Below are 24342 nucleotides of genomic sequence, written 5' to 3'. Positions count from 1 at the left end.
TGAGAGGAACTGAGCAGTTTCGGGGGGGGAGATCAAGCGGTGGGGTTGGCCCCGCGTGTGCGCTCACCCTCGGATGTACGCCCGCAACTTCCTGAGCACTTTCTCGCGCCCCTCGGTGCTGCGGCAGATGATCAGCACCGTGTCGTCACCGGCAATGGTGCCCGCCACGTCGGGCCATTCGAGCTGGTCGAGCGCTTCGGCCACGGGCTGGGCGCCGGACTTCATCGTGCGGGCCACCACCAGGACCTGCACCCCTTCCACCTCCACGAGCAGTTCGGGGAGCATGCGTTCGAGGCGCGCGAGGGCGGCCTCGCTGGCGCCGTTCTCGGGGAACGCGTACCTGGCGCGTCCCTGATTGTCGGGGATGCGCGCCAGCCGCAGCTCGCGCAGATCGCGGGACAGGGTGGACTGGGTGACATCCCAGCCGCGTTTGGTGAGTTGCCGGCGCAGCGCTTCCTGGCTCGCCACGGCGTGGGCCGTGACGATCTCGCGGATGGCGGCGTGGCGGTCGTGTTTGTCGGACACTTCGGATACCCCTCGTGGGAGGCACGGCGATAAGGCGGCACGGAGACGGGGAGGCACGGAGAGGCCTCGGGAATTGACAGTCCCGGTGTGCAAAATTATGCATTAAGACTGCATAAACGGCCGTTCCGAATCAACCGTCTTCCGCATCATCGATCGTGCCCGACCTCTCTGTCACCCCCCCTTTCCGCGTAGGCGTGCTGGGTGCGTCCGGTTACTCCGGCCGCGAGCTGTGCGCCCTCGTGCTGGGCCATCCGCAGCTCACGCTGGCCTTTGCGACCGCCAACACGCAGCGCGGCACCACGCTGCGTGTGCGCGCGACGGGCCGCATGCACGACGTGCCCCTCATCGCGCCGGAGGCGGCTGATCTGGCGGGCGTGGATCTCGTCTTCGCGGCGCTGCCGCACGGGGCGAGTGCGGAGTGGGTGGCCAAGGCGATTGCCGCTGGCTCACGGGTGGTGGACCTGTCGAGCGATCTCCGCCCCGGGCACGGTGGCGTGACGCACGCGCTTCCGGCCGGCGTGCCGCACGATGCGCCCTATGGCCTGCCGGAGCTGTCCCGTGACCACCTGCGTGGCGCCCGGGTGGTGGCCAACCCGGGGTGCTACGCCACGAGCATCCTCGTGGCGCTCGCCCCACTCGCCCGCGCCGGACTGATCGCGCCCGGTGCCACCGTGAGCATCGCCGCAGCGAGCGGGGTGAGCGGCGCTGGGGCGAGCCCCAAGCTCGAACTGCTCTTCGCCGAAATCACCGAGGATTTCCGGGCCTACGGCGTGGGGAACTCGCATCGCCACCTCTTCGAGATGCGCGCCGCCCTCAGCGGGATGGGCGCGGACTGCGACCTGCTTTTCACGCCGCATCTCCTGCCGGTAGATCGCGGCATCCTCAGTACCATCACCGTGCCTCTGGCGCGTCCGCTCGCGAACGCCCTCGCGCCGTATCACGCGGCCTACGACGGCGAGCCCTTCGTAGAGCTCACGACCGCGCTGCCGGCGCTCGCCGACGTGCAGCATCGCAACGTGGTGCGCCTCGGCGCCGTGCTCCCGAGCGGGATGCGCCAGCCCACGCTGCTGGTGTTCAGCGCCATCGACAACCTGGTGAAGGGGGCCGCCGGCCAGGCGGTCCAGAATGCGAACCTCATGCTGGGGCTCCCCGAGACGGCGGGGCTGCAGGCATGATCGTCGTCAAACTCGGCGGCCGGACCCAAAGCGATCCTCTTCTTCCCGCGGCCATCGCCGCCCTCTGGCGTGCGACCAACGGGCGGGTGGTGGTCGTGCACGGCGGTGGTGACCAGATCAGCGCCCTGCAGCGACTACGCGGCGAGGAGCCGGTGTTCATCGGCGGTCGCCGGGTGACCACCGACACCGCGCTCGAGCTGGTACGCATGGTGCTGAGCGGGCTCGCCAACAAGCAGATGGTGAGCGCCCTGGTCGCGGCCGGAGCGCCGGCGGTCGGCATCAGCGGTGAGGATGCGGGGCTGCTGCGCGCCACGCCGATCGACGTCGCGCAGTTCGGGCACTCCGGGATACCGTCGTCGGTGAACCCGGCGGTGGCCCATGCACTGCTGGCCGCTGGCTTTCTGCCGGTGATCTCGCCGGTAGCGGCGCGCGACGCGGTCGATGGCCACGCGCCGGAAGCCGGTGCGTACAACGTGAACGGTGACGACGCCGCGGCGGCGATCGCCGCCGCACTTGGTGCCGACGAACTGTTTCTGATGGCCGATGTGCCCGGGGTCCTCGACGGCCACAAGCTGTTGCTCCCCACGCTCACGCTGGATGCCGCACGCGATCTCGTGGCCAGTGGGGTGGCCGGTGGCGGCATGGCCGCCAAGCTCGACGCCTGTGCCGCGGCACTGGCGGGTGGTGTGCTCCGGGTGCGGATCGGCGATCTCGCCGCCCTCACTGTTCCCGATGCGGGGACCGCGATCGTCGCGCGCGCTGACGCGACCGGTGTTGCTTAAGCCTTCTTCTTTCAGGTAGCTGCCATGACGTCCACGATGCTCCCGCCCGCCGCACCGGCCACCTCGCCGGTGAACGCTCCGCTGCCCGCCATTCTGGGCACGTACAAGCGACAGGCGCCGCTCTTCGTGCGAGGCGACGGCGTGTACATGATCGACGACACCGGCAAACGCTACCTCGACTTCGTGGCTGGCATTGCCGTCACGTCGCTCGGCCATAACGACGCTGGCGTCAACCATGCCGTGCAGGAGGCGCTCGCGGCGGGGCTGATCCACACGTCCAACCTCTATCGCACCGCGCCCGGCGAGGCGCTCGCGCAGTGGTTCGTGGATCACTCCTTCGCGAGCAGCGTCTTCTATGCCAACTCCGGGGCCGAAGCCAACGAGGGGGCCTTCAAGTTCGCGCGGCGCTGGGCCAAGAGCACCGGGCATCAGGCCAAGCACGAGATCATCGCGGTGCGCGGCTCCTTCCACGGGCGCATGCCCGGCACGCTCGCGGCGACCGATCGTCCCGCCTACCGCCTGCCGTTTCGCCCGCTCATGGGTGGCGTGACGATCGTGGAGCGCGACCTCGACGAACTGCGCGCGGTGCTCGATCCGGAGACGGCGGCCGCGGTGATCGTGGAGCCCATTCAGGGTGAGGGCGGCGTGCGCGTGGTGGATCCCGAATTCCTGCGCGGGCTGCGCGCGCTTACGAAGGAGCGCAACGTGCTGCTCATCCTCGACGAGATCCAGTGCGGGTTGGGGCGGACCGGCTCGTTCTTCGCGTACGAGCAGATCGGCATCGAGCCCGACATGCTCACCATCGCCAAGCCGCTGGCCAACGGCCTGCCGATCGGCGCGATCCTCGTGACCGACGACGTCGCGCGCGTGATGCAGCCGGGCGATCACGGCACCACCTTTGGCGGCGGCCCGCTGCTCGCGCATGTGGCGCACCACGTGGTGCAGCGCCTCTCGGAGCCGGCGCTGCTCCAGCATGTGCGGGAGACGGGGGCCTGGTTCGGCGAGCAGTTGCAGGGGATCGCCGACCGCACCGGGGCTGTGCGTGGTATTCGCGGCAAGGGGCTCATGTGGGGGATGGACGTGCACGAGCCGGCGGCTGCGATCATCGGGCGCGCCTTCGAGCGCGGGCTGCTCATGGTGAGTGCCGGTGAACACACGCTGCGCTTCCTGCCGCCCCTCGTGATCACGCAGGCCGAGTTGGCGAGCGGGCTCGCGATGCTCGAGGCGGCGATGGTGGGGTGATCGTGGGTGGGGCACCGCCCCACCCGTAGCGCCACCACCTCCGAGGACCCATGTACATCCCGGCCCCATTTCGCGAGTCAGATCGCGCCACCCTGTACGATTTCATCGTCGCGCATCCGCTGGGCGTCCTCGTGTCGGCGATGGCCGACGGACACGCCACCGCGCCATACGCCACGCACGTCCCGCTCCATCTCGATCGCGAGCGGGGCGTGCTGACCGGCCACCTTGCCCGCATGAATCCGCATGTGCAGCGGCTGCAGCCCACGGGGAGCACCCTGGTGCCGGGGCTGGTGGTCTTCTCGGGTGTCGATCACTACATCACGCCGTCGTGGTACGCCACCAAGCAGACGACCACCAAGGTCGTGCCCACCTGGAACTACGTGGCCGTGCACGTGCAGGGACCGGTCACGCTCCACGACGATGTGGCGTGGTTGGCGACGCATCTCGCCGCACTGACTGATCATCACGAGGCGTCGCAGGCGCATCCGTGGGCCATGCACGATGCGCCCGCCGACTATCTGGACGCCCAGATGCGCGCGGTGGTGGGTGTATCGATCGAGATCGAGTCGCTCGAGGGGAAGTACAAGCTGAGCCAGAATCGCGTGGACGCCGATATCGATGGTGTCGTCGACGGGTTGACCCGCGGCGCGCACGACCCGACGGCGGCGACGATGGCGCAGCTCATGGTGGCGCGGCGTCCACACCGCTGACGCGCCTCCGCGCGCGATTTTTGCGACCCCTCTAGTGCATTCCGAAAGTTTGCACAATATTGCGGTCGCCATCACGTGCCTCCGTGATCGGTGCGGGATCCACGCGGTGCACGCGCGTGATGCAACCGCGATGTGCACCAGCCCGTGTGGCTGTATCACCGGCGGTGTTGGCCCTGTCCTGGCGCGTCGATCCGGCGACGCGCACGAGGCCGGACGGGGCCGCCGGTGTTGTGCCCGTGCCGCCTGTTGGGTGAGTCGTTGCCGGTCGTTTGTTGCACACCGGTGACGCGCCGCGGCACCACACCGCGGAACCACGCGGCCCGAGAGCTGCTACATTTTGGGCATGACTCTTCGCGCCCTCCGTCGCGCCGTGGCCGGCGCGCTTGTCTGTGCGCCGCTCCTGCCGAGCGCACTCGCGGCCCAGCCGCTCAAGCCCACGCTGATCGTCCAGATCACGATCGATCAGCTTCGCCCCGATTATCTCGACAAGTGGGCGCCGCAGTTCACCGGCGGGTTCCGGCGATTCCTCACGCAGGGGGCGTTCTTCCCGGAAACGTTCCACGACCACGCCACCACCGAGACCGCGCCCGGTCACGCTACCCTTTGGTCGGGACGCATTCCCGCCAACAACGGCATCGTGATCAATGACCTTGGCGTATCCGATGCCCAGGCCCCGCTGCTGCTGGGGCGCGGCGGGGGCGCCTCGCCGTGGCGCTTCCGCGGCAGCGCCCTGTTCGACTGGATCCGCTCCCGGGATCAGTTCTCGCGCGCGCTCTCCGTCTCGCGCAAGGATCGCGGCGCCATCCTGCCGCTCGGCAAGGCCAAGCAGCAGGTGTACTGGTACGGCCTCGATGGCCGCTTCACCACCAGCCGCTACTACGGCGACACCCTGCCCACGTGGGTGCAGCAGTTCAACGCGCGTGAACAGGCCGCGACCTATCTCGGACAGACGTGGAACCCGCTGTTGCCGGCGTCGGCATATCCGGAACGCGACAGCGTGGCGTACGAGCACGAGGGCAAGGACATCGCGTTCCCCCACACGCTCGGCACCGACCGCCGTCGCGGCCTCGACTCGCTCACCGCATTTCCGTGGATGGACGACCTGACCGTCGACATGGCGCTCGCCGGCGTGCAGGCCATGGAGCTCGGCAAGGGCCCTACGACCGACGTGCTGGCCGTGTCGCTCTCCACCACCGATGCCATCGGCCACGGCTGGGGGCCCGATTCCAAGGAGCTGCACGATCAGGTGCTACGCGTGGATCGCGTGCTGGGTCGCCTCATCGACTCGCTCTATACGCTCCGTGACTCCACGCGCATCGTCTTTGCGCTGGGATCCGACCACGGCGTGACGCCGTATCCGGAAGCCGCGTTCCCCGGTACCGACCCCAATCGCGGGCGCGTGGACGTGCGCCCCGTGATTGATGCCGTACGCAGCGCGCTCGTGGCGGGTGGGCTCGAGACCGACGCGCTGGAGTACCAGGACAGGATGCTGATGGTGGACCGTGACCGTTTCGCGGCCAAGGGCATCAACGCTGATTCCGTGATCGAGCGGGTTCGCACCGCCCTGCTCACGCTGCCCGGTATGGCCCAGGTGTATCGCGTGCGTGATCTCCCCACGCTTGCCGCCCGTGGCGACAAGGTGGCGCGCCGCTGGATGCATTCGCTGCCGGCCGACATGAACGTGGCGCTCACCGTGGTCTTCAAGCCCGGCTACTATGTGGCCACCACGCGCTCTGCCACCCACGGTATGCCGTACGATCTGGATGCGAAGATCCCGGTGCTGTTCCTCGGCCCCGGCATCAAGGCCGGCCGTTATCCCGCACCGATTCGCTCGGTGGACGTGGCCCCCACGCTCGCGGCGCTCGCGCAGGTGGTACCCATCGAGCGGATCGACGGCCGGGTGCTCACGCAGGTGCTGACCACGCCGCCGCGTCCGGCGCGGCCGGCGGCAAAGGCGGCGAACCGCGGTGTCCGTCGGTAGCAGGCCATGACCGGCCTCGGTCGCGCGTTCGACGAGCTGCGCTTCGGCGCCGGCCGAACCCTCAACTTGCGCCGCCTGCAACCCACGGCACTGCAGGCGGCGCAGCTCGCGGAGCGGTGGTTACGCGAGCAGCAGATGCTGGGTGCGGACGAGGCGCTGGTCATCACCGGGCGCGGCAACAACAGTCTCGATGGCTACTCGCCGGTCCGTGAGTCGATCGTGCGGTTGCTCCCCTCGCTGCGCCGGCGCCACGTGATTGCCGGCTACGCCGAGCACACCCCGGGCTCGTTCGTCGTCACCTTTGCGCCCGTGCAGGCCCTGCTCGACCCCCCCGAGCGGCGACGTGAGCGGCCGCTGGTGGCGCCGCGCCCTCCCAGTCTGGGGGCGCTCGACGAGGACACGGTGAAGCCGCTGCGCGATCTGGCCGTGATGTCGCTGGCGGTGCTGGGGATCAACTCGCCCACGCGCGCCCAGCTGGAAGACGAGATGCTGCGGCAGTTCGGGGTGATCTCCGCGGCCCTCCCCGAGGGCGCCAACCGTGAGGCGCTGCTGCAGCAGGCGTTGTTGCGCGCGGCCGAGGAGTACGAGGCGTCCTGAATGGGCGCGCGGCACGGAAGAGGGCAGGCACGGAGCTGGGGTAGGTAACGCAACGGGTCGGCTGCTGCGTACATTCCCAGACCTCTCTCTCCCTAACGGAGCCGTGCCGTGTCGTTTCGCCGTCTACTTTCTGCTGCTGCGCTGATCGGTGCGGCGGTCTCCCCCGCCGCTGCGCAGCAACTGCCGGCCATTCCGGGCTATTCGCCCGCCGGTGCCTCTGCGCAGCGCCAGCTCGAGCAGGCCGCCATTGCGGGGCCCATGGCCTCGCGCGCGAACGCGCGTTCCGCTGCGCTGTCGAAGGAGCCGCACATTGCCGGCTCGCCCGCGCAGAAGCGCACCGCCGACTATGTCATGGCCCAGATGAAGGCCATGGGGCTCGAGACCGAGCTTCGGTCGTACGATGTCTGGCTGCCGCACGCCACCGGCGTGAAGATCACGCGCATGTATCGTGACACTGTGGCCCTCGATCTCACCGAGCCGTCGGTGAGCAGCGATCCGGCCACCCAACTGCCCCAGTATCTCACGGTCAACGGGTCGAGCCCTGCCGGTGTGGGCGAAGGCGACGTGGTGTTCGTGAACTTCGGGCTCATCGAAGACTACGCCACGCTCGACTCGCTCGGCGTGAGCGTGAAGGGGAAGGTGGTGCTCGCGCGCTACGGGCGGAGCTTCCGCGGCATCAAGGCGCGGGAAGCGGAGAAGCGCGGCGCGGTGGCGGTGCTCATCTACACCGATCCGCTCGACGACGGCTTCGTGACCGGCGACGTGTATCCCGAAGGGCCCATGCGTCCGCTCCGCGGCGTGCAGCGCGGCAGCGTGTTCAACGGCGCTGGTGACCCGCTGACGCCGGGATATGCGAGCACGCCGGGGGCGCCGCGGCTCAAGCCGGAAGAGACCGCGCTGCCGAAGATTCCCGTGGTGCCCATCAGCGCGGCCAACGCGCAGGCGCTGCTCGACGGCGTGCGCGGCACCGACATTCCGCGCAACTGGCAGGGCGGCCTGTCACTGCGTTACCACGTGGGCCCGGGCCCGGTGCGCGTGAAGGTGGAGGTGACCACCGATGCCGCCACCGCCGGCACGAAGACCATTCACAACACGCTCGGGTATCTGCGTGGCAGCGAGTACCCCGACCAGTATGTGTACATCGGCGCGCACCGCGACTCGTGGGGCCCCGGTGCGGCTGACAACATCAGCGGCACGGTGAGCGTGCTCGAGGCCGCGCACGCCCTCGCCGATATGGCCAAGAAGGGGCAGCGCCCGCGCCGAACGATCGTCTTCGCCACGTGGGATGCCGAAGAGTGGGGACTGGTGGGGAGCAGTGAGTACGTGGAGGACGATTCGCTGCGCCTCAAGAAGGGCGCGGTGGCGTATCTCAACCAGGACGTGTCGGCGCAGGGCTCGCAGTTCGGTGGCGGCGGGTCGCCCAGTATGCGCGCGATGCTGCGCGACGTGGTGAAGAGCGTGCCCGACCCCAAGGGCCGCGGTAGCGTGTACGAGGCGTGGCGTCTGGTGACGGGCACGCGCGCCGATACGCTCGAACCCAACATGGGGGACCCGGGTGGCGGCAGCGACTTCGCCGGCTTCTACAATCACTTCGGTATCCCCACCGCCGACTGGGGATTCGGTGGGCCGGCCGGCACATACCACTCGGCGTACGACACGCATGCCTGGATGGAGCGCTTCGGCGATCCCGGGTTCCTGTATCACGCGGCCTCGGGGCGGATCGGGGCGGCCTTCGCGCTGCGTCTCGCCAATGCCGACGTGCTGCCCTACGACTATGCCGAGTTTGCGCGGACCATGCGCCGCTATCTCGCGCCCGTCGAGCGCGGGCTCACGCAGCAGGGGTGGAGCACGGCGCCAGTGGGCACGCTGGCGGCCGCGATCACGAAACTCGAGCAGGCGGCGCTGGCGTTTGCCAAAGCTCGTGATGCTGCGCTCGCCGGTGCGGTCTCCAAGGGGCAGCGTGATGCCGCCAACGCCGCGCTGCTCACGGTGGAGCGCGGTTTCGCGCGCGACACGGGACTCAAGAGCCGTCCGTGGTATCGGACGCTGATCTACGCGTCCGACGTGGACAACGGCTATTCGAGCATGGTGTTCCCCGGCGTGAACGAAGCGATCCGCTACGGGACACAGGCGGAAACGGCGGCGGAGATCGATGACCTCGTGCAGCGGTTCGGGCGCGCCGCCGCGGCGCTCGATACGGCGCGGGCCGCGTTGAGTGGCACGTAAGGTCCGACGCGCTTTCCCGATGAACCAGACACCCGCACTGACACACACGTGGTCGAACATCTGACGGTCCAGGACATCGTGGCGTTGCTCCGCAGCGACGCGCCGCCACACATCATCGACGTGCGCGAGCCGTGGGAGTATGACATCGCTCACCTAGAAGGCAGCGAGCTCATACCGCTCAACACACTGCCCGAGCGCGTCAACACACTCGATCCTGCGCGGCGCTATGCGCTCCTGTGCCACCACGGCATGCGGAGCGAAATGGCGGCCAACTGGCTGGCGGCGCACGGCTTCACCCAGCTGATCAACATCGACGGTGGTATCGATGCGTGGAGTCTCGACGTCGATCGATCGCTGCCACGGTACTGAAGGCGTGCGGGCCCGTTGGCGCGCTCGCTGCGCCAGACTAGCTTTCGCCGACTGTCAGCGGTGTGCGTGTTCACGTGGGGCGTAGACCTGCCCGCGTGTGCCATCGGGTGGATGGTCATCACACCGTTCTCGCTCTTCGGGCTCGCCGAAGTGCAGTATGCGCGTGAAGGCGCGCACGTCCCCATCGCGGAGTACTCATTCATGGCCGACGTGACTTGCACGCGGTGTGCCACTGCCAGGGAAGGCTTCGAGCGCCCGCCGTTCCCCGGCGCCATCGGCGCCCGTATCGTGTCCGAGATCTGTAAGGACTGCTGGGGCCAGTGGCTCAAGCAGCAGACCATGCTGATCAACCACTATGGGCTCAATGTGATGGACCCGCAGGCGCGGACGTTCCTCACGCGCAACATGGAGGCGTTCCTCTTCAAGGCCGGCCAGGCCGACGACGTGGACACGACCAAGCAGGGGACGATCACCTACTGATTGTGCGCGGCATTGCGGAGTGCCGTGGTCCGTTATTTCGCCCCCTGTCGAAACGCCCCTGCCGAGGACACTCGGCGGGGGCGTTCTGTATTCGGAGCGGGTGGTGCGTGGGGGAGGGCCGCTCAGTTCACGCCGGCGATGTAGCGGGCCAGTCGACCACAGCTCGTGCACTTCAGCGTCACGTGTGCGTGGGTCTGCGGTGGCTGACTGACCGGGTCGCGATCGATCTGACCTTCGCAGCTCGGACAGCTCAGGGGGAGCCCAGTGCGATCGGCTGCGATCAAATGCAGCGCCTGCGCTGGATTGTACGTGTTCGGTCGGGGCTTACGCATCACGCCTCCTCGCGGAAAGTTCGCTGAACCGACGGGGAAATCGGTCAACGAGGGAAAGCTATAGACTCCTTTTTCAACGCAACACCATCCCCCGTACTATTGCGAAGCGGGATAACCATCTTTCGTTGATTATGATGGTTTTTCATTCGGAACGTACGGTCCACTATTCAATAGGACTCGCCGGTTTATACCGGGAATACGGGGCGAGTGATCACCTCGGCACTTGCCAAACCCCCGCGCCGAGCCGAGGCTTCCCCCCCATGAGCACCCCCGCCGCGCGTTCCGACGGGCGCCCCCACCCCGAGGCGCCGCACCCCGAGGCGCACCCCGCCGACCTCGACGAGGTCTCGGACGCGGCGCTGCGTTTGTGGGTCATCTTGTCGCGGGCGCAGGCCGCCGTGGCCAGCCATGCGGCCGCCGATGTGTCCCGCCATGGGCTCACCCTCGCGGAATTCGGCATTCTCGAGGCGCTGTATCACCGCGGCCCCATGCTGCTCGGCGAGGTCCAGCGGCGCATTCTCGTGTCGAGCGGGGGCATCACCTTCCTGGTGGACCGCCTCACCGCCAAGGGGCTCGTGGAGCGGCGCAGCTGCCAGCACGATCGCCGCGCGCGCTACGCCGCCCTCACGGAACAGGGGACGGCGTTTGTGGCGGAGATCTTTCCGGTCCACGCCGCCGTGGTAACGCGCGCCATGAGTGGCCTCAGCCCGGAAGACCAGCGAGCCTGCGCCGCGGTCTTGAAGGCGCTTGGGCGCACGGCCGCCGCCCTGCCGTTGCCGGAGGCGGAGCGCTGACCTCCGCCTACCTCACTTCCATTCCGCGATGAACAGGTTCGTCTCGCCCTGCTTCGTTGCGCCGCGGTTGCTCGCGAAGATCAGCTGCTTGCCGTTGGGCGAGAACATCGGGAACCCGTCGAACTCGGGATTGGTGGTGATCTGCTCGAGCCCCGTGCCGTCGAGCTTCACCGTGAACAGGTCGAAGTTGCGGCTGCGCGGGTTCTTGTGGTTGCTCGAGAAGATGATCCGCTGCCCGTCGGGGGTCCAAGACGGCCCGAAGTTGGCGCCGCCGAGCGTCGTGATCTGTCGCTGATCGCTGCCGTCGGCGTTCATCACGAACAGCTCCATGCGATTGGGGCGGATCATGCGCTTCGCGAGCAGATCCTGGTACGCCTTGAGGTCCGTCGGGTTGTCGTAGTGCCAGGCGCGGTACACGATCTTCGTGCCGTCGGGGCTCCACCACGGGCCGCCGTCGTAGCCCGGCGTCGTGGTCAGGCGCTTCACGTCGGTGCCGTCCACGTTCATCGTGTAGATGTCGAGGTCCCCGTCCTTGAGGCTCGTGAACACGATGCGCTTCCCGTCGGGGCTGAGCACGCCCTCGGCCGTGTACACGCCGTAGTTCGTGAGGCGCTTCATGTTCCGGCCGTCGATATCCGTCACGTAGATGTCGTACGGATCGATCCCCCACACATAGCCGGCGCTGGGGTCGGGCTTGGGTGGGCAGGCGCTGTCGGCATGATGCGTGGCGCCAAAGAAGACCTGCTTGCTCCCCGGCAGGAACCAGCCACAGGTGGTCTTGCCGCCGCGCGATACCTTGGTGAGCTGCGAGCCATCCGCGCGCATCACGTACTGCTGGTCGCAGCTCCGGCCATCGCGCGTGCTCTGGAAGGTGATGTACTTGCCGTCGGCGCTGAAATACGCCTCGGCGTTCTCCCCACCATCGGTGAGCTGCAGCAGGTTGGCGAGGTGCGCTTCGCCTGTGTCGGAGGCGATCGCGCGACGGAGCGGCCGGGCGCTGGGGGCGCCGGCGGGCGTGGTGCTGCTGCAGGCGGACAGCGCCGCCGCCGACAGGGCGGCCGCGGCCACCCGGAAAAGAGGGGTACGAGGCATGAGGCGAACCGTATCCCTCTTCCGCCCGGGCGGCAATACGGACGTGTCCTCAGTGCCTCGCTTTACCTCCCCGCCCGCCCTCGCGCCACGCCGGGCTTGGTGTTTTGCGGCATGGCCGCGGCCGCGGTAAACAGATCCTTCTGCGTGGCGCCCTTGCGCATCAACTCCATCGCGCGGCGCAGCTGGTTGTCGTCCTTGAGGCTGCGGCGGCGCACCAGCGTGTCGCCGAAGGCGATCTTGGCCACGCGCTCCTCGATCGCGCGGTCCACGTCGGTCGCGCCCGCGTCCCACACGGCCTTGTCGATCTTGGCCGTGTCGGCAAGGAGCCGCTTGTACACTTCGTCACGCCACGACGGGTCCACCACGAAGTCGGGCTTCACCTTCCCCTTCTGCAGCTCGGCCACGGCAGCCACGTAGCCGAAGTACTTCTGCCCGTACGGGGCGAGGGCCCGGCGCAGCGCCTGCTCCTGGCTTGACAGCGTATCGGGCTGCACGATCACATCAGGGGTGATGGCGCCGCCGCCGTAGACTGTGCGGCCGCCCACGCTCTTGAACACGGGGCGCACCTTCCGCACGGAATCGGTCTCCATGCTGTCGGGCATCACCTCCGCGTACTCACCATTCGCATTGATCTTGCGCTCCTTCTGGATGGAGCGACCCGACGGGGTGTACCACTTGCCGGTCGTGATCTTGAGCGCGTAGCCGCCGTCGAGGTTGTACACCGACTGCACGAGGCCCTTCCCGAAGCTCGTGGTGCCCAGCACCAGCGCGCGGTCGTAGTCCTGCAGGGCCCCGGCCACGATCTCGCTGGCCGAGGCCGAGCCGCCGTCTACGAGCACGACCAGCGGCACGTCGGGCGCGAGCGGCTCCTCTTGGCTCACGAAGCGCTGGAACTCCCCGCGGCCGCGCACCGACAGCAGCTCCTTGTCCTTGGGGAGGAAGAGGTTCGACATGCTGAACGCTTCCTCGAGGATGCCGCCGGGGTTGCCGCGCAGGTCGATGATGACGCCCTTCGCGCCACGCTCGCGCAGCGCCATCACCGAATTGGCGATGTCCGCGGTGGTCTGCTCGGAGAAGCGGGTCAGCGGCACGTAGCCGGTGCGCTCGTCGAGCATCATGCTGTAGGGCACCGCGGGCACCTGAATCTGTGCGCGCTTGAAGTTCATCTTGATCGGCTGCGGTACACCGATGCGACCGAAGGTGACACTCACCGGCGAGCCGATCGGGCCAAGCAGGTAGTTCTGGACCTGCTGCGTGTTGAAGCCGCGCGCGTTGACGGTGTCGATGATCATGATCTTGTCGCCTTCCTGCACGCCGCCGCCCTCGGCGGGGGAGTTGGGGAAGACTTTGTTCACGGTCACATAGTCGCCGATCTTGGAGATCTCCATGCCCACGCCGGCGTAGCGGCCATTGGTGTTGCGCGAGAACTCGGCGAGCTGCTTCGGGGTGAAGAGCTCGGTGTAGGGGTCGTTGAGTTCCTTCACGAGCCCGCGCGCGGCCTTTTCGTACAGCTCCTGCGCGTCGAGCGTGTCGACGTACCGGAGCGCGACGAAGGTCAGCACCTGGTCCAGGAGTTGGGCCCCGCCCCGCGTGGCGCGCGCCTGCAGGGCAAAGCCCGACGCGAGCAGGGGAACGAGCACGAGGCTGGCCAGGACGGCCTTGCGATTACGGGTCATGCGGGTCTCGCGAAGAAGGGACCGGAAAAGCTACTCCTCAACATACGCACGGGGGGCGCCAGCGTTCCGTGCAACGGCCCGAAAGGCTGGGGAAGGGCCCCTGCCGGCTGCGCCGTTACGTCTCTTCCCGCGGCCGCGACCCCAGCACGTAATCCACGTGCCACTGCCGCTCGTACTGGCGGATCGCAATGTCCCGGACCAGGCCGGCGCTGAGGAGCATCTCGTGCGCTGGTTGGAGGACGCGTGAGAGGTGCGACGGATACCGCTGCGTGAGCGGCAGCTGCTCGGCCAGGCGCTCGAGGGGGATGCGCCAGGACAGGCGGCCGTCGGCGCGGGCCACCTCGAGGATCCGGTACAGGCGGCGAGCGACGGGGCTCGACAGCGCGTGGTAGCGGGCGGCCGACAGGGTGATGACGTGTCGGGCGCCGAGGTTGGCGCGCAGGGTGGCGCTGAGCGTTACGCGGGCATCGCCCGGTTCACCGGCGGCGAGGTTGCCGAAGAGGTGCAGCTGTTCGCGGTCGGCCACGCGCCGGCGCTGCACCGAGACGGTACTGAGCACGGTGAAGCTGATGTCGGCTGGGCCTGACTGCGCGGACCAGTAGGCGCCCTCGGTGCTTTCGAGGGTCGTGCGCTCGAGGCGGGTGAGGGCGGCGCGCAGCTGTTCGTAGGTGCGTCCGTCGGCGCGGCGCCCCATGGAGCGCAGGAAGGAGTGCAGCGTGAAGGTGACCGCCCCGTCGGCGGGGGCGCCGGCCTCGTGGTAGCGGTGCAGGATCTCCACGTACACGTCCTGGTCGAACGTGCCAGGCAACCGATCGCCGGGAGCGGGGATGACACGCCAGCGCCCGCCGTTCTCGGTAGTAAACGAGACGGGCGCGTCGTCAGCGGAATCGCTCAGCCGGAAGAGCGGGAGTTCCTCGAGGGACTTGTCGAGAACTACTCCACGCGCGGCCGGCCGTCTGCGGGCGGCGAGGGTCATCGCGGTTCAACATGAATGAGCACGGGCAGTTACGCTACCCCGAGTGCTCAGAGCATCTCCGGTTCCAGCACCCGCTCCGTGACGTTCCCCGCGGTCTGACTTACGTAGTAGCACTTGGCGCCAGCGCGCGTGGCCACCACCCGCTTCACGTCGTTGTCTTCGAAGTAGATCCCCGCGTCGTTGTCACAGGCGTATCCCGGCTGCATCTCGCCGCGGCCGATCAGCTTGTGATACAGCGGGCGCCGCCCCGCTTCGGCGTCGTAGTGCGGCGAGTGGCTGCCCTTGAGGAAGCCCATGCACTTCACGATCGACAGCGCCTTGGGGCGCGAGTCGGTGGTGCCCTCCTCGAACCAGCAGAGGGAGCCTGCGCTGGCGCCGCCGAGCACGATGCCGCGGTTCCAGGCCTCGCGGAGCACCACGTCGATCCCCTGCGCCTTCCAGATGGCCTGCTGGTTGAGCGTGTTGCCGCCGCTCACCACGATCGCGTCCATGCTCAGCAGGACTTCGTCCCAGCCCTGCGTTTGCGAGAGGCTTTCGATGAAGCTGTTCTGGACGAACGGTACCACGTTGAGCGGGGCGCACGAGGCATAGAAGGCGAGCGACGCCTCCGTACTGTCGGCGCTCGCGGTGGGGAGGAAGCAGACGCGCGGCCGGGTCTTGCCGGTGAGCTGCGCCATGTAGCCGATGAACTTGGTGCGGAAGCCGCCGCCGGCGATGAGGATCTTGCGGGTGGCGCGGGGCAGGTCGGTGGTCGTGGTGGTCATCGGGTTGGTCGCGGCAGGGGGCGTGGTCATGGTGTCGGCATGCGCGGCGGCCGGGAGTGCCACCGCCGCCGCCGCGAGTGAGGTGGTGGTCACGAAGTCACGTCGGTTCACGGTCGTCCTCACGGGTCTCAGGGAGTCGCTCCTCGTCGGCGTCAGCGGCGTCGAGCCGGTCAAAGTAGCGCTCGCAGGCACGCCACCAGTGGGCGCGGATGACGGGGAGCGTGTCGGTCGACTGGGCCTGCAGTAGCAGCGCGTCGAGTTCGGGCGGTTCAAGCGGGACATCGTGCAGGCCACCGAACACGTGCACGTCGTCCACGTGCATCACGTAGGCGAGCACCGCGTAGGGCGGCACCAAATCGTGGCTGGCGTCGGTTTCGTACACGTACGGCTCGGCGGGTTCGCCGCCGTCGAGTGCGACGCGACGACGCAGGTTCACGCCCACGCCGGGTTCGGGGTCGGTCACCTCCCACACATCGAGCCACGCGCTGCGGTGCGCCTCGAGCAGCGCCACGGTGTCGGTGTCCATGCGCGCGCCGAACCGTGCACGCTGCGCGGCGAGCCACTGCGCGGCGGCCGTCCCATTCTCGTTCGCCACGTGGTGGTACACCGCCCACGTGGTGAAGAGGTCGCCCTCTTCGGGTGCGAGCTCCTCTTCTTCGCCCAGCCCCCATGCGGTGTATGCCGCGTCCATCCATTCGGGGCCGAGCCGGCGATCGGCCCAGTCGAGGATTTCCTGCGTGATGCGTCGGTTGCGCTGCATCGCCGCCTCGGCGCGGAGCACGCTGGTGCGCACCGCCGCTGGCAGCGTGGCTGCCTCGGGTGGCACCGCACCGCCATGACACTTCTTGTACTTCGTGCCGGAGCCGCAGGGGCAGGGGTCGTTTCGGTTCACTCGCTCAGCATACGTGCAAGGTGGGGAACAGTCCTACGGAGAGGAGCTCATCGGTCACGGAGCGCACACGGACCAACAGCACACCCGAGGCGCCTGTGACGTTGGTACGCGTAGCATAGGAGTTGGCACATGTGATCGACCCACGCCCTGAACGACGGCGCGCTGCGTTCCAGCGATGTCGCGTTGCCGCGTGGAGACGTGAACTATACCCCGCTCGGGCGTTCGTCAATCACGCGGCGCCCCGGGCTGATTGTAGGCCTCGCCCACGAGCGTGTCGAGCACGCGCGCGACGTGGATTTACGGAGCGCACGGCTCGCCGATCGTCGCACCGCGACGCATGTTCCGGGTATTGCAATCCCCTCCTCCCCCGGTGCCATGCGTTTCCGCCAACTCCTTCTCGCCCTCGGCATAACCCCCGGCCTGCTTGCTGCGCAGCGCGCCGTACCGAGACCCGCCCCTTCCGCCCCCCTGCTCGACACCGCCTTCGTGAAGGTCCCCACCTGGCGCTTCGTGGGGCCTGACGGCAATCGCGTGATCGCGGTGGCCGGTGTACCGGGCGAGTACAAGACCTACTACGCGGGCGCGGCAAGCGGTGGGCTGTTCAAGAGCACCAACGGCGGCATCCGCTGGATGCCGGTGACCGATTCCCTGCGCGTGAGCAGTGTGAGCGCCATCGCGGTGGCACCGAGTGATCCGAATGTGGTGTGGTTCGGCACGGGGGAGACGTTTCTGCGCAGCAACGTGTCCATTGGCGACGGCATCTACCGCAGCACCGACGCGGGCGGGCATTGGCAGCGCATGGGGCTCGAGAATACGGGGCGCATCGGCCGCGTGATCATCCACCCCACCGATCCGGATGTTGTGTACGCCGCCGCGCAGGGGCATGGCTACGGGCCGCAACAGGAGCGGGGCCTGTGGCGTACCACCGACGGCGGCAAGCAGTGGAAGAAGGTGCTGTTCGTGAACGACAGCACGGGCATCATCGACGTGGCGATGGACCCCACCAACCCCCGCGTGCTGTTCGCCGCCAGCTGGCAGCAGTACATCGTGCCGTGGGACAAAAATTCCGGTGGTGCCGGCAGCGGCATCTGGATGTCGCGCGATGGCGGCGACAGCTGGATCAGACTCGACGGCGGCGCGAACGGTCAGGGGTGGGGGCGCGGTCTGCCGCGCACTGGTACGATGGGGAAGATCGGACTCGGTGTGGCGCGCAACGATCCACAGCGCGTGTACGCGCTCATCGAAATGAAGGAGCCGGCATTCTATCGCAGCGACGATGGCGGCCGCTCGTGGCGCGCGGTGAATCGCGACCATGACCTACTGGAGCGCCCGCAGTACTACACGCGATTCGGTGTGAATCCGGCGAACGCCGACAACGTGTACTTCGTGGGCGTGCGCTTTGTGGGCACGCTCGACGGTGGGCTCACCAAGATGCCGCAACCGCCGCGTGCCGGCGGCGACCTGCATGACATCTGGTGGGATGTGAAGGATCCCGACCGCTTCGTGGTGGGCGACGACGGCGGGGTGGGGATCACCATCGACGGTGGCAAGAGTTTCACGCGCATCGCGCTCCCTAACGCGCAGATGTACCACGTGGCTACCGACACGAAGATCCCGTACAATCTCTACGGTAACCGGCAGGACGGATACTCGTACGGCGGCCCGAGCAACTCGCGCGGCTCGCGATCGATCGGCGTCTGGAGTGCGGTGGGTGGCTGCGAAAGCGGCTGGGCGGTTCCCGACACGATTGACGGCCGCACGGTGTGGAGCGGCTGCTACGACGCCGGGCTCGAACGCTTCGACCTGCAGACGAAGATGGCGCGGGCGGTGGAGCCGTGGCCCGAAGCGGGGTACGGTGTGGCGCCCAAGGATCTCAAGTACCGCTTCCAGTGGACGTTCCCCATCCACATCTCCGCGCACGACCACAACACCGTGTACGTGGGCTCGCAGTATGTGCACAAGACCACCAACGGCGGCCAGAGCTGGACGCTGATCTCGCCCGACCTGTCCACCAACGACACCACCAAGCAGCAATCGTCGGGTGGTTTCGTGATCGACAATCTGTTTGTCGAGAACGTCACGGTGCTATTTGCGATCGCCGAGTCGCCGCTTCAGAAGGATCTCATCTGGGCGGGCACGATGGATGGCTTGATGCACGTCACCCGCGACGGCGGCAAGACGTGGACGAACATCACCGCCAATCTGCCGGGGCTTCCCAAGTGGAGCACCATCTCCGGCATCGAACCGAGCAAGTACGACGCCGGCACGGCCTACGTGGCGGTAGACGCGCATCTGATCAACGATCGTGATCCGTACATCTACAAGACCACCGATTACGGCCGCACCTTCACGCGGCTCGACGCCGGCATTCCGCGCAGTGTGTTCAGCTACGTGCACGTGGTGCGTGAAGATCCGGTGCGAAAAGGGCTCCTGTACGCAGGGACCGAGAATGCGCTATACGTATCGCTCGATGACGGCAAGCAGTGGGTGGAGTTCAATGAGGCGACCGGCGGCGGACTGCCGCATGCGCCGGTGAGCTGGCTGCAGATTCAGGGGCACTTCCACGATCTCGTGGTGTCCACGTACGGCCGCGGCTTCTGGATTGCCGACGATATCTCGTACCTGCGCGCGATGGCGGATTCGCTCGCTGCCAAGCCAGCCACGCTGCTGCCCGTGCGTGCGGCATATCGGTTCCGCAAGATTGCCACACCGCTCGCCGCCACCAACTCCCTCGTGGGTGGCAACGATCCCCCGCTAGCCGCCACGATCAACTACACGATCGGCAAGGCCTCCGCGGATTCGCTGCCTCGCGACTCCGTGCGCTTCATGGTTTACGATGCCGGTGGTGCCCTCATTCGCAAGTTCGCCTCGGCGCCGGCAAAGCGTGGACTCAACCGGGCGCTGTGGGACCTCCGACACGAAGGGCCGCGCAAAGCCAAGCTGCGCACCGCCCCGCCGGGCAACACCTCACTGCGTGTCCTCGATTCACGCCCGCTGGTGCCGTGGGACCTCGACCTCGTGGGCGGACAGGTGGGCCCACTGGTGGCGCCCGGGCGCTACACGGTGGCGATGGTGTGGGGGCGCGACACCCTGAAGCAGCAGGTGGAGGTACGCCGCGACCCCAACAGCGACGGCACCGACGCCGACATCGCCGCGCAGGTAGCGCTGGCGCTGCGCATCCGCGATGCGATGAACGAAACGGTGGCGCTGATTGACGAGAGCGAGTGGCAGCGCCGCGGCTTCGAGCAGATGCGCACCACGCTCCGCGAGAAGATCCGTGATGCGAAGGAGTACGGGGCCAGCCCGGGCCCCGCGCTCAAGGTGCCGGATGCCGAGGCGTTCCTCAAGGAAATCGATGCGGTGGAGAAGCGCGTGATCGCGATCGAGGGGAAGCTGTATGACATTGCCCTCACCGGTGCGCGCGAGGACGCCTTCCGTACCCCCAACCAGCTGTACGAGAAGCTGGCCAGCGTGGGCAGCGACGTCGCCGCGTCGAGCGCTGATTTCCGTCCCACCGATCAGCAGGCCGAGGTGTACGGCATGCTGCGTACGCAGCTCAACGGGCTCAAGACCCAGTTCTCGCAGTTCGTGGCCGGCGACCTGGCGGCGTTCGCCGCGAAGGCGGCGAAGCTGGGGTTGGTGACGCCGGTGATGTTCTGAGGGGTGGCCTCGTGAACGCCCATCGCTCGAACGACGAGCCTCTGAGCCGCCGCGACCTGCTCACCCGCAGCGCCGTCAGTGCCCTCCCGCTGCTGGGCCTGCCCGCTTCACTGGAGGGCGCGCCGCCGCCGCGGGCCGTGCGCCCGCCGCGCACTCGGGACTATATCATCGAGGCGAGTGCTGCGCTGATCTGGCGCAACGGCGCGCCGCAGCTGATCGGCGACTGCTCGGTCCGCGTACGCGGTAACGACATCGTGGAGGTGCGCGAGGGGCGCATCGCCGGTGCGGCGGCGCGCATCAACGCGCAGGGGCAGCTGCTGCTGCCGGGGTTCATCTCGGGGCACACGCACGCCGCGAGCGGTACTCCCACGCGCGGCATCATCGAGGAGGGGCGCTCATACCAGCGCCCCATCGAGCTGGTCGAAGCGCTCCCCGATGATCTGCTCGATGACATCACAGCGTACAACATCGCCGAACTGCTGCGCTCGGGGTGCACCACGCACGTGGAAATGAGCCTCAGTCTCAAGCAGGCGCAGAGCTACGTGCGTGTGGCGCGGCGCTGGCACGTGCGCGGGTACCCGGGCGGGATGGTGCCGGGGACCGCGCGTCTCTTCCCGATCTGGCGGCGCAGCACCGATACGGTCCTCACGCAGAGCGTGCCCGACACGCTCGCGGAGATCGAGGCCAATCGGCTGTTTGCGCTCTCGGTCAATGGCGCGGAGGATGGACTGATCCGCCCCATGATGACGCCGCACGCGGCCGACACGCACACGGCAGACACCATGCGCGCACTCGTGGCGGCGGCGCGTGAGCTGGGGAACGGCATTCATACGCATCTCGCGCAGGGTGCGGGTGAAGTGCGGACGGTGCAGCGGCTTCACGGGCGGTCCCCCGCCGAATGGCTCGAATCGTTCGGGGTGTTCGATGGCCCGTTCTTCGGGGCACACATGACCGGCGCCACGGCCGCCGAGTGGGCCATCCTGAAGAAGCACGGGGGCGTCTATGCCCATTGCCCAAGCGGCGGGGGGGCCGGCAATTCGAGCGGGACGCAGCCGTATCCCGAGGCGCTCGCCGAGGGTGTGCGCGTGAACGTGGGGATCGACACCCACTCCAACGACTATCTGGAGAACCTCAAGCTGGCGGTGATCTGCGGGCGGGCCCGGGCGCGTCTGCTCAATGCCTCGCGCCCAGGCAGCACACCACTCCCCATGCCCGGCATGCGCGAGGCCGTCTACGGCGCCACCCACATCGCTGCCGACGGCCTCCGGCGCCCCGATCTGGGGCGCATCGAAGTCGGCGCCAAGGCCGACCTCTGTACCATCGACGTGAGCGGGCTGCTGGTGGGTGGCGGTGCCGTGGGTCCCGAGCCGCTCAATCATCTCCTCTACGCGAGTGGCCTCAATGTGCGCCACGTGATCACGCAGGGGCACGTGCAGCTCTTCGATGGACAGCTCGTGGTCGACGACGTGGCACGCATCGCGTCACGCGGCGGCGGTGTCGTGAAGCAGATCTGGGCGCAGCTGCGGGCAGAGGGGTGGTTCGGGGCTTAGCGTTGCCGCCGCCGCGCACTGCACTTCACCTCCACCAGCGCCGCCGGTCGCGGCAGTGCGGTGACCGCCAGCGTGGCGCGTGCCGGTGGATTCACCGGAAAGAACTTCATGTACTCGGCGTTCATCGCGGCATAGTCGCCCATGTCCTTCAGATACACGGTGCACTCAGCCACATCGGCCATCGTCGCGCCGCCGGACTGAAAGGCGGTGCGGATGTTCTCCATCGTCTGGCGCGTCTGCGCCGCGATGCCGCCGGCAATGATGTCCTGCGTACCGGGCGCGATGCCGGTCATCCCCGACACGAACACCCAGTCGCCGTCCCGGATGGCCACCGAGTAGGCGGGCACCAGCGGCGCGAGCCCGGGTGGGTTCAGGACTTCCCGACCGTTTGCGCCTCCGACACTCTGGGCGATGACAGGGGTGGCGACCATACCGCTCGCAAGCGCAGCAGTGATGGCAATCGAGCGGCGGAGATGGTGGTGCACGGGGAGCTCCTCAAAAGGGGAAATCGTACTCCCCGACAATTGGCGTCCCCGCCGTTCATGGCGCAACTTCTGCGCTCACGCCGTGCGCTCTTCTCTCGCCCTGCCGACCGTGCTTCGCTTCCCGCTGGCCTGCCTGTTTACGCTCCTGCTTGTGGCGACGATCGCCGCACAACCTGCCCGTGGCCAGGAGGCCAGCCGCATGCCGCCGGCGGACTGGAAACACTCACCGGCCCAGTACGAGGCGCTGCTCGCGGAACGCGATGTGATGATCCCCACGCGCGATGGCGCGCGCATGGCCACGGATCTCTACCGACCGGCGCGCAACGGCAAGCCGGTGGAGGGGCGCTTCCCGGTGCTGCTCAATCGCACGCCGTACAACAAGCAGTCGCTCCACGAGCAGGCGGTGTTCTATGCTGAGCGCGGGTACGTGGTGGCGCTGCAGGACACCCGGGGGCGCTACAAGAGCGAAGGGCTGTTCAGCAAGGTGCAGCCGCTGGACGGGACCGACGGGTACGATGTGGTGCAGTGGCTGTCGAAACTGCCGTACACCACCGGCAAGGTGGGGATGTGGGGCTCGTCGTTCGGGGCGCACATGCAGGCGGGGGCAGCGGTCTACCACCCTCCAGCGCTGAGTGCGCTGCTGCTCAACATGGGTGGCCTCGCCAACGGCTGGGATCACGGTGTGCGCTACCGCGGGACCTACGAGTACGGACGGCAGCTCACCTGGGCCTGGGGACAGCTACTCGCCGACGCGCGCAGCGACGACGTCCGCGCGCTGCTGACCAAGGAGAAAGTGGAAGATTGGTATGGCGCCACGTGGAGGCGCGGGCGCAATCCGCTGGCGGTGTCGAGCCAGTACGAGGGGTGGTTCTTCGACTTCTGGGAGCGCGCCGACTACGACGCCTTCTGGAAAGACCCCATGATGGCGTGGGACGAGCATTACCCCGCGACAAGCGACATCCCGATGCTGCACGTGGGCGGATGGTACGACATTTTTCTCGCCGGCACATTCAAGAACTTCAGCGAGCTGCGTCGACTCAAGCGCGCGACGCAGCGCATCGTGGTGGGGCCGTGGACGCACAGCGGCAACAACCGCCCCTACGCGGGCGACGTGGCGTTCGGCGACTCGGCGGCCATTCCCGACTTCCTCACCGACTTCCACATGCAGTGGTTCGACTTTGCGCTCAAGGGCAAGGCGAACGGGGTGGACAAGGCGGCGCCGGTGAAGCTGTTCGTGATGGGCACGGGCACCGGTCGCAAGGACAAGAACGGCCGGCTGTTGCACGGCGGCTTCTGGCATGAGGCGGCCACGTGGCCACTCCCCAACACACGCTTCGAGCCGTGGTACTTCCACGAGAATGGCACGCTCTCGGCCACGCGCCCGTCGTCGCCGACATCGAGCACCACGTACACATTCGATCCGCGCCATCCGGTCCCCACGATCGGGGGAGGCTCCTCGGCACGCCTGAAGGACGGCGCGTACGATCAGCGCGAGAACCCGCGGTTTCCGCCGAGTGCGGCGCCGTGGCGGCCGTTACGCGCGCGCCCCGACGTTGTGGTGTTCCAGAGCGAGCCGCTTGCCGAAGACATGACGGTGGTGGGCCCGATCACGGTGGTGCTGCACGCCTCAGCGAGTACGGTGGACACCGATCTCACGGTGAAGCTGCTCGACGTCTACCCCTCCAGTCTCGACTGGCCTGGCGGTTTCGATCTCAACCTGACCGATGCGATCGTGCGCGCGCGCTACCGCGCCACCCGTGACCACGCCGAGCTCCTCACGCCGGGGCAGGTGTACGCGTTCACTCTCGAGCCCTTCCCCACCGCCAACGTGTTCAAGAAGGGGCACCGCATTCGGGTGGACGTGTCGAGCAGCAACTTCCCGCGCTTCGATGTGAACCCCAACACCGGTGAGCCGATCGGCAAGCATCAGCGCATGGTGACGAGCGACATCACGGTACACCACAGCGCCACCTATCCATCACACATCGTGCTGCCGCTGGTGCCGGTGCGGCGGCCGTGAGTCGCGCGCGCCGG

21 protein-coding genes are annotated in these 24342 nt (G+C 67.9%); 13 read left to right on the top strand and 8 right to left on the bottom strand.

Translation table 11 applies throughout. The features are described 5' to 3' along the window. Positions 1 to 63: 63 nt before the first annotated feature. Complete coding sequence (gene argR / locus ACIQ51_RS00885; protein WP_396203107.1) at positions 64 to 525, bottom strand: arginine repressor; 462 nt, start codon at positions 523 to 525, stop codon at positions 64 to 66. 155 nt (positions 526 to 680) lie between these two features. Here argR and argC point away from each other — a divergent pair, with 155 nt between their 5' ends. The 9 genes from argC to ACIQ51_RS00840 all read left to right on the top strand — a co-directional run bounded on the left by argC (position 681) and on the right by ACIQ51_RS00840 (position 10087). Then, positions 681 to 1700, top strand: a complete 1020-nt coding sequence (gene argC, locus ACIQ51_RS00880; RefSeq protein WP_396203106.1) for an N-acetyl-gamma-glutamyl-phosphate reductase — start codon at positions 681 to 683, stop codon at positions 1698 to 1700. Next, positions 1697 to 2482, top strand: a complete 786-nt coding sequence (gene argB, locus ACIQ51_RS00875) for an acetylglutamate kinase (RefSeq protein WP_396203105.1) — start codon at positions 1697 to 1699, stop codon at positions 2480 to 2482. Before argC ends, argB begins: the two co-directional genes overlap by 4 nt. A 24-nt stretch (positions 2483 to 2506) precedes the next feature. Next, positions 2507 to 3724 carry an aspartate aminotransferase family protein gene (locus ACIQ51_RS00870; RefSeq protein ID WP_396203104.1) on the top strand — a complete coding sequence of 406 codons (1218 nt, stop codon included), beginning with the start codon at positions 2507 to 2509 and terminating at the stop codon, positions 3722 to 3724. Positions 3725 to 3774: 50 nt separating this feature from the next. Continuing rightward, a complete protein-coding gene (locus tag ACIQ51_RS00865; RefSeq protein WP_396203103.1) occupies positions 3775 to 4434 on the top strand; it encodes an FMN-binding negative transcriptional regulator in 660 nt (219 codons plus the stop codon). Positions 4435 to 4777: 343 nt separating this feature from the next. After that, complete coding sequence (locus ACIQ51_RS00860; RefSeq protein ID WP_396203102.1) at positions 4778 to 6415, top strand: alkaline phosphatase family protein; 1638 nt, start codon at positions 4778 to 4780, stop codon at positions 6413 to 6415. Positions 6416 to 6421: 6 nt separating this feature from the next. Continuing rightward, positions 6422 to 7012 carry a hypothetical protein gene (locus tag ACIQ51_RS00855; protein ID WP_396203101.1) on the top strand — a complete coding sequence of 197 codons (591 nt, stop codon included), beginning with the start codon at positions 6422 to 6424 and terminating at the stop codon, positions 7010 to 7012. Between the two features lie 108 nt (positions 7013 to 7120). Then, positions 7121 to 9238: a M20/M25/M40 family metallo-hydrolase gene (locus ACIQ51_RS00850; protein ID WP_396203100.1), complete on the top strand. Its 2118-nt coding sequence runs from the start codon at positions 7121 to 7123 to the stop codon at positions 9236 to 9238. A 48-nt stretch (positions 9239 to 9286) separates the two neighbouring features. After that, positions 9287 to 9607, top strand: a complete 321-nt coding sequence (locus tag ACIQ51_RS00845; protein WP_396203099.1) for a rhodanese-like domain-containing protein — start codon at positions 9287 to 9289, stop codon at positions 9605 to 9607. A gap of 201 nt (positions 9608 to 9808) precedes the next feature. Beyond that, positions 9809 to 10087, top strand: a complete 279-nt coding sequence (locus ACIQ51_RS00840; protein ID WP_396203147.1) for an oxidative damage protection protein — start codon at positions 9809 to 9811, stop codon at positions 10085 to 10087. Between the two features lie 122 nt (positions 10088 to 10209). Here the strand turns inward: ACIQ51_RS00840 and ACIQ51_RS00835 are convergent, their stop codons facing one another. Next, positions 10210 to 10419: a hypothetical protein gene (locus ACIQ51_RS00835; RefSeq protein WP_396203098.1), complete on the bottom strand. Its 210-nt coding sequence runs from the start codon at positions 10417 to 10419 to the stop codon at positions 10210 to 10212. Between the two features lie 260 nt (positions 10420 to 10679). Between ACIQ51_RS00835 and ACIQ51_RS00830 the strand changes: the two genes are divergently transcribed. Beyond that, positions 10680 to 11213 carry a MarR family winged helix-turn-helix transcriptional regulator gene (locus tag ACIQ51_RS00830; protein ID WP_396203097.1) on the top strand — a complete coding sequence of 178 codons (534 nt, stop codon included), beginning with the start codon at positions 10680 to 10682 and terminating at the stop codon, positions 11211 to 11213. Positions 11214 to 11225: 12 nt separating this feature from the next. On the opposite strand, the gene ACIQ51_RS00825 is transcribed toward ACIQ51_RS00830, so the two are convergent. From ACIQ51_RS00825 to ACIQ51_RS00805, 5 genes are all read right to left on the bottom strand, one after another. Continuing rightward, positions 11226 to 12305, bottom strand: coding sequence for a TolB family protein (locus ACIQ51_RS00825; RefSeq protein WP_396203096.1), 1080 nt, complete (start codon positions 12303 to 12305; stop codon positions 11226 to 11228). Positions 12306 to 12367: 62 nt separating this feature from the next. Then, the gene (locus ACIQ51_RS00820; RefSeq protein ID WP_396203095.1) at positions 12368 to 13981 is read right to left on the bottom strand and encodes a S41 family peptidase; all 1614 of its coding nucleotides are present in this window, start codon (positions 13979 to 13981) and stop codon (positions 12368 to 12370) included. Positions 13982 to 14096: 115 nt separating this feature from the next. After that, the gene (locus ACIQ51_RS00815; protein WP_396203094.1) at positions 14097 to 14957 is read right to left on the bottom strand and encodes a replication initiator protein A; all 861 of its coding nucleotides are present in this window, start codon (positions 14955 to 14957) and stop codon (positions 14097 to 14099) included. A gap of 47 nt (positions 14958 to 15004) precedes the next feature. Next, positions 15005 to 15832: a Type 1 glutamine amidotransferase-like domain-containing protein gene (locus tag ACIQ51_RS00810; RefSeq protein ID WP_396203093.1), complete on the bottom strand. Its 828-nt coding sequence runs from the start codon at positions 15830 to 15832 to the stop codon at positions 15005 to 15007. After that, positions 15819 to 16613 carry an SEC-C metal-binding domain-containing protein gene (locus ACIQ51_RS00805; RefSeq protein WP_396203092.1) on the bottom strand — a complete coding sequence of 265 codons (795 nt, stop codon included), beginning with the start codon at positions 16611 to 16613 and terminating at the stop codon, positions 15819 to 15821. The genes ACIQ51_RS00810 and ACIQ51_RS00805 overlap by 14 nt, the downstream gene beginning before the upstream one ends. A gap of 375 nt (positions 16614 to 16988) precedes the next feature. Between ACIQ51_RS00805 and ACIQ51_RS00800 the strand changes: the two genes are divergently transcribed. Then, the gene (locus tag ACIQ51_RS00800) at positions 16989 to 20273 is read left to right on the top strand and encodes a WD40/YVTN/BNR-like repeat-containing protein (protein WP_396203091.1); all 3285 of its coding nucleotides are present in this window, start codon (positions 16989 to 16991) and stop codon (positions 20271 to 20273) included. 11 nt (positions 20274 to 20284) lie between these two features. Next, positions 20285 to 21823, top strand: coding sequence for an amidohydrolase family protein (locus ACIQ51_RS00795; protein ID WP_396203090.1), 1539 nt, complete (start codon positions 20285 to 20287; stop codon positions 21821 to 21823). Here the strand turns inward: ACIQ51_RS00795 and ACIQ51_RS00790 are convergent. Beyond that, positions 21820 to 22308 (bottom strand): RidA family protein, encoded by a 489-nt coding sequence (locus ACIQ51_RS00790; protein WP_396203089.1) that lies wholly within the window; start codon positions 22306 to 22308, stop codon positions 21820 to 21822. The two genes, ACIQ51_RS00795 and ACIQ51_RS00790, sit on opposite strands and share 4 nt — an antisense overlap. Positions 22309 to 22390: 82 nt before the next feature. On the opposite strand from ACIQ51_RS00790, the gene ACIQ51_RS00785 reads away from it, so the two are divergent. Beyond that, a complete protein-coding gene (locus ACIQ51_RS00785) occupies positions 22391 to 24328 on the top strand; it encodes a CocE/NonD family hydrolase (protein WP_396203088.1) in 1938 nt (645 codons plus the stop codon). Positions 24329 to 24342: the final 14 nt, after the last annotated feature.

The sequence above is a fragment of the Gemmatimonas sp. genome, from assembly GCF_044344655.1.
Taxonomy (GTDB): Bacteria; Gemmatimonadota; Gemmatimonadetes; order Gemmatimonadales; family Gemmatimonadaceae; genus Gemmatimonas.
This window is presented reverse-complemented; position numbering and strand designations above follow the sequence as displayed.

What these genes read in the sequence shown, in the direction of transcription:
- argB (WP_396203105.1), top strand. Translation starts at nt 1,697, where the DNA reads ATGATCGTCGTCAAACTCGGCGGCCGGACCCAAAGCGATCCTCTTCTT.
- ACIQ51_RS00870 (WP_396203104.1), top strand. Translation starts at nt 2,507, where the DNA reads ATGACGTCCACGATGCTCCCGCCCGCCGCACCGGCCACCTCGCCGGTG.
- ACIQ51_RS00865 (WP_396203103.1), top strand. Translation starts at nt 3,775, where the DNA reads ATGTACATCCCGGCCCCATTTCGCGAGTCAGATCGCGCCACCCTGTAC.
- ACIQ51_RS00860 (WP_396203102.1), top strand. Translation starts at nt 4,778, where the DNA reads ATGACTCTTCGCGCCCTCCGTCGCGCCGTGGCCGGCGCGCTTGTCTGT.
- ACIQ51_RS00855 (WP_396203101.1), top strand. Translation starts at nt 6,422, where the DNA reads ATGACCGGCCTCGGTCGCGCGTTCGACGAGCTGCGCTTCGGCGCCGGC.
- ACIQ51_RS00840 (WP_396203147.1), top strand. Translation starts at nt 9,809, where the DNA reads ATGGCCGACGTGACTTGCACGCGGTGTGCCACTGCCAGGGAAGGCTTC.
- ACIQ51_RS00835 (WP_396203098.1), bottom strand. Translation starts at nt 10,419, where the DNA reads ATGCGTAAGCCCCGACCGAACACGTACAATCCAGCGCAGGCGCTGCAT.
- ACIQ51_RS00830 (WP_396203097.1), top strand. Translation starts at nt 10,680, where the DNA reads ATGAGCACCCCCGCCGCGCGTTCCGACGGGCGCCCCCACCCCGAGGCG.
- ACIQ51_RS00825 (WP_396203096.1), bottom strand. Translation starts at nt 12,305, where the DNA reads ATGCCTCGTACCCCTCTTTTCCGGGTGGCCGCGGCCGCCCTGTCGGCG.
- ACIQ51_RS00820 (WP_396203095.1), bottom strand. Translation starts at nt 13,981, where the DNA reads ATGACCCGTAATCGCAAGGCCGTCCTGGCCAGCCTCGTGCTCGTTCCC.
- ACIQ51_RS00815 (WP_396203094.1), bottom strand. Translation starts at nt 14,957, where the DNA reads ATGACCCTCGCCGCCCGCAGACGGCCGGCCGCGCGTGGAGTAGTTCTC.
- ACIQ51_RS00800 (WP_396203091.1), top strand. Translation starts at nt 16,989, where the DNA reads ATGCGTTTCCGCCAACTCCTTCTCGCCCTCGGCATAACCCCCGGCCTG.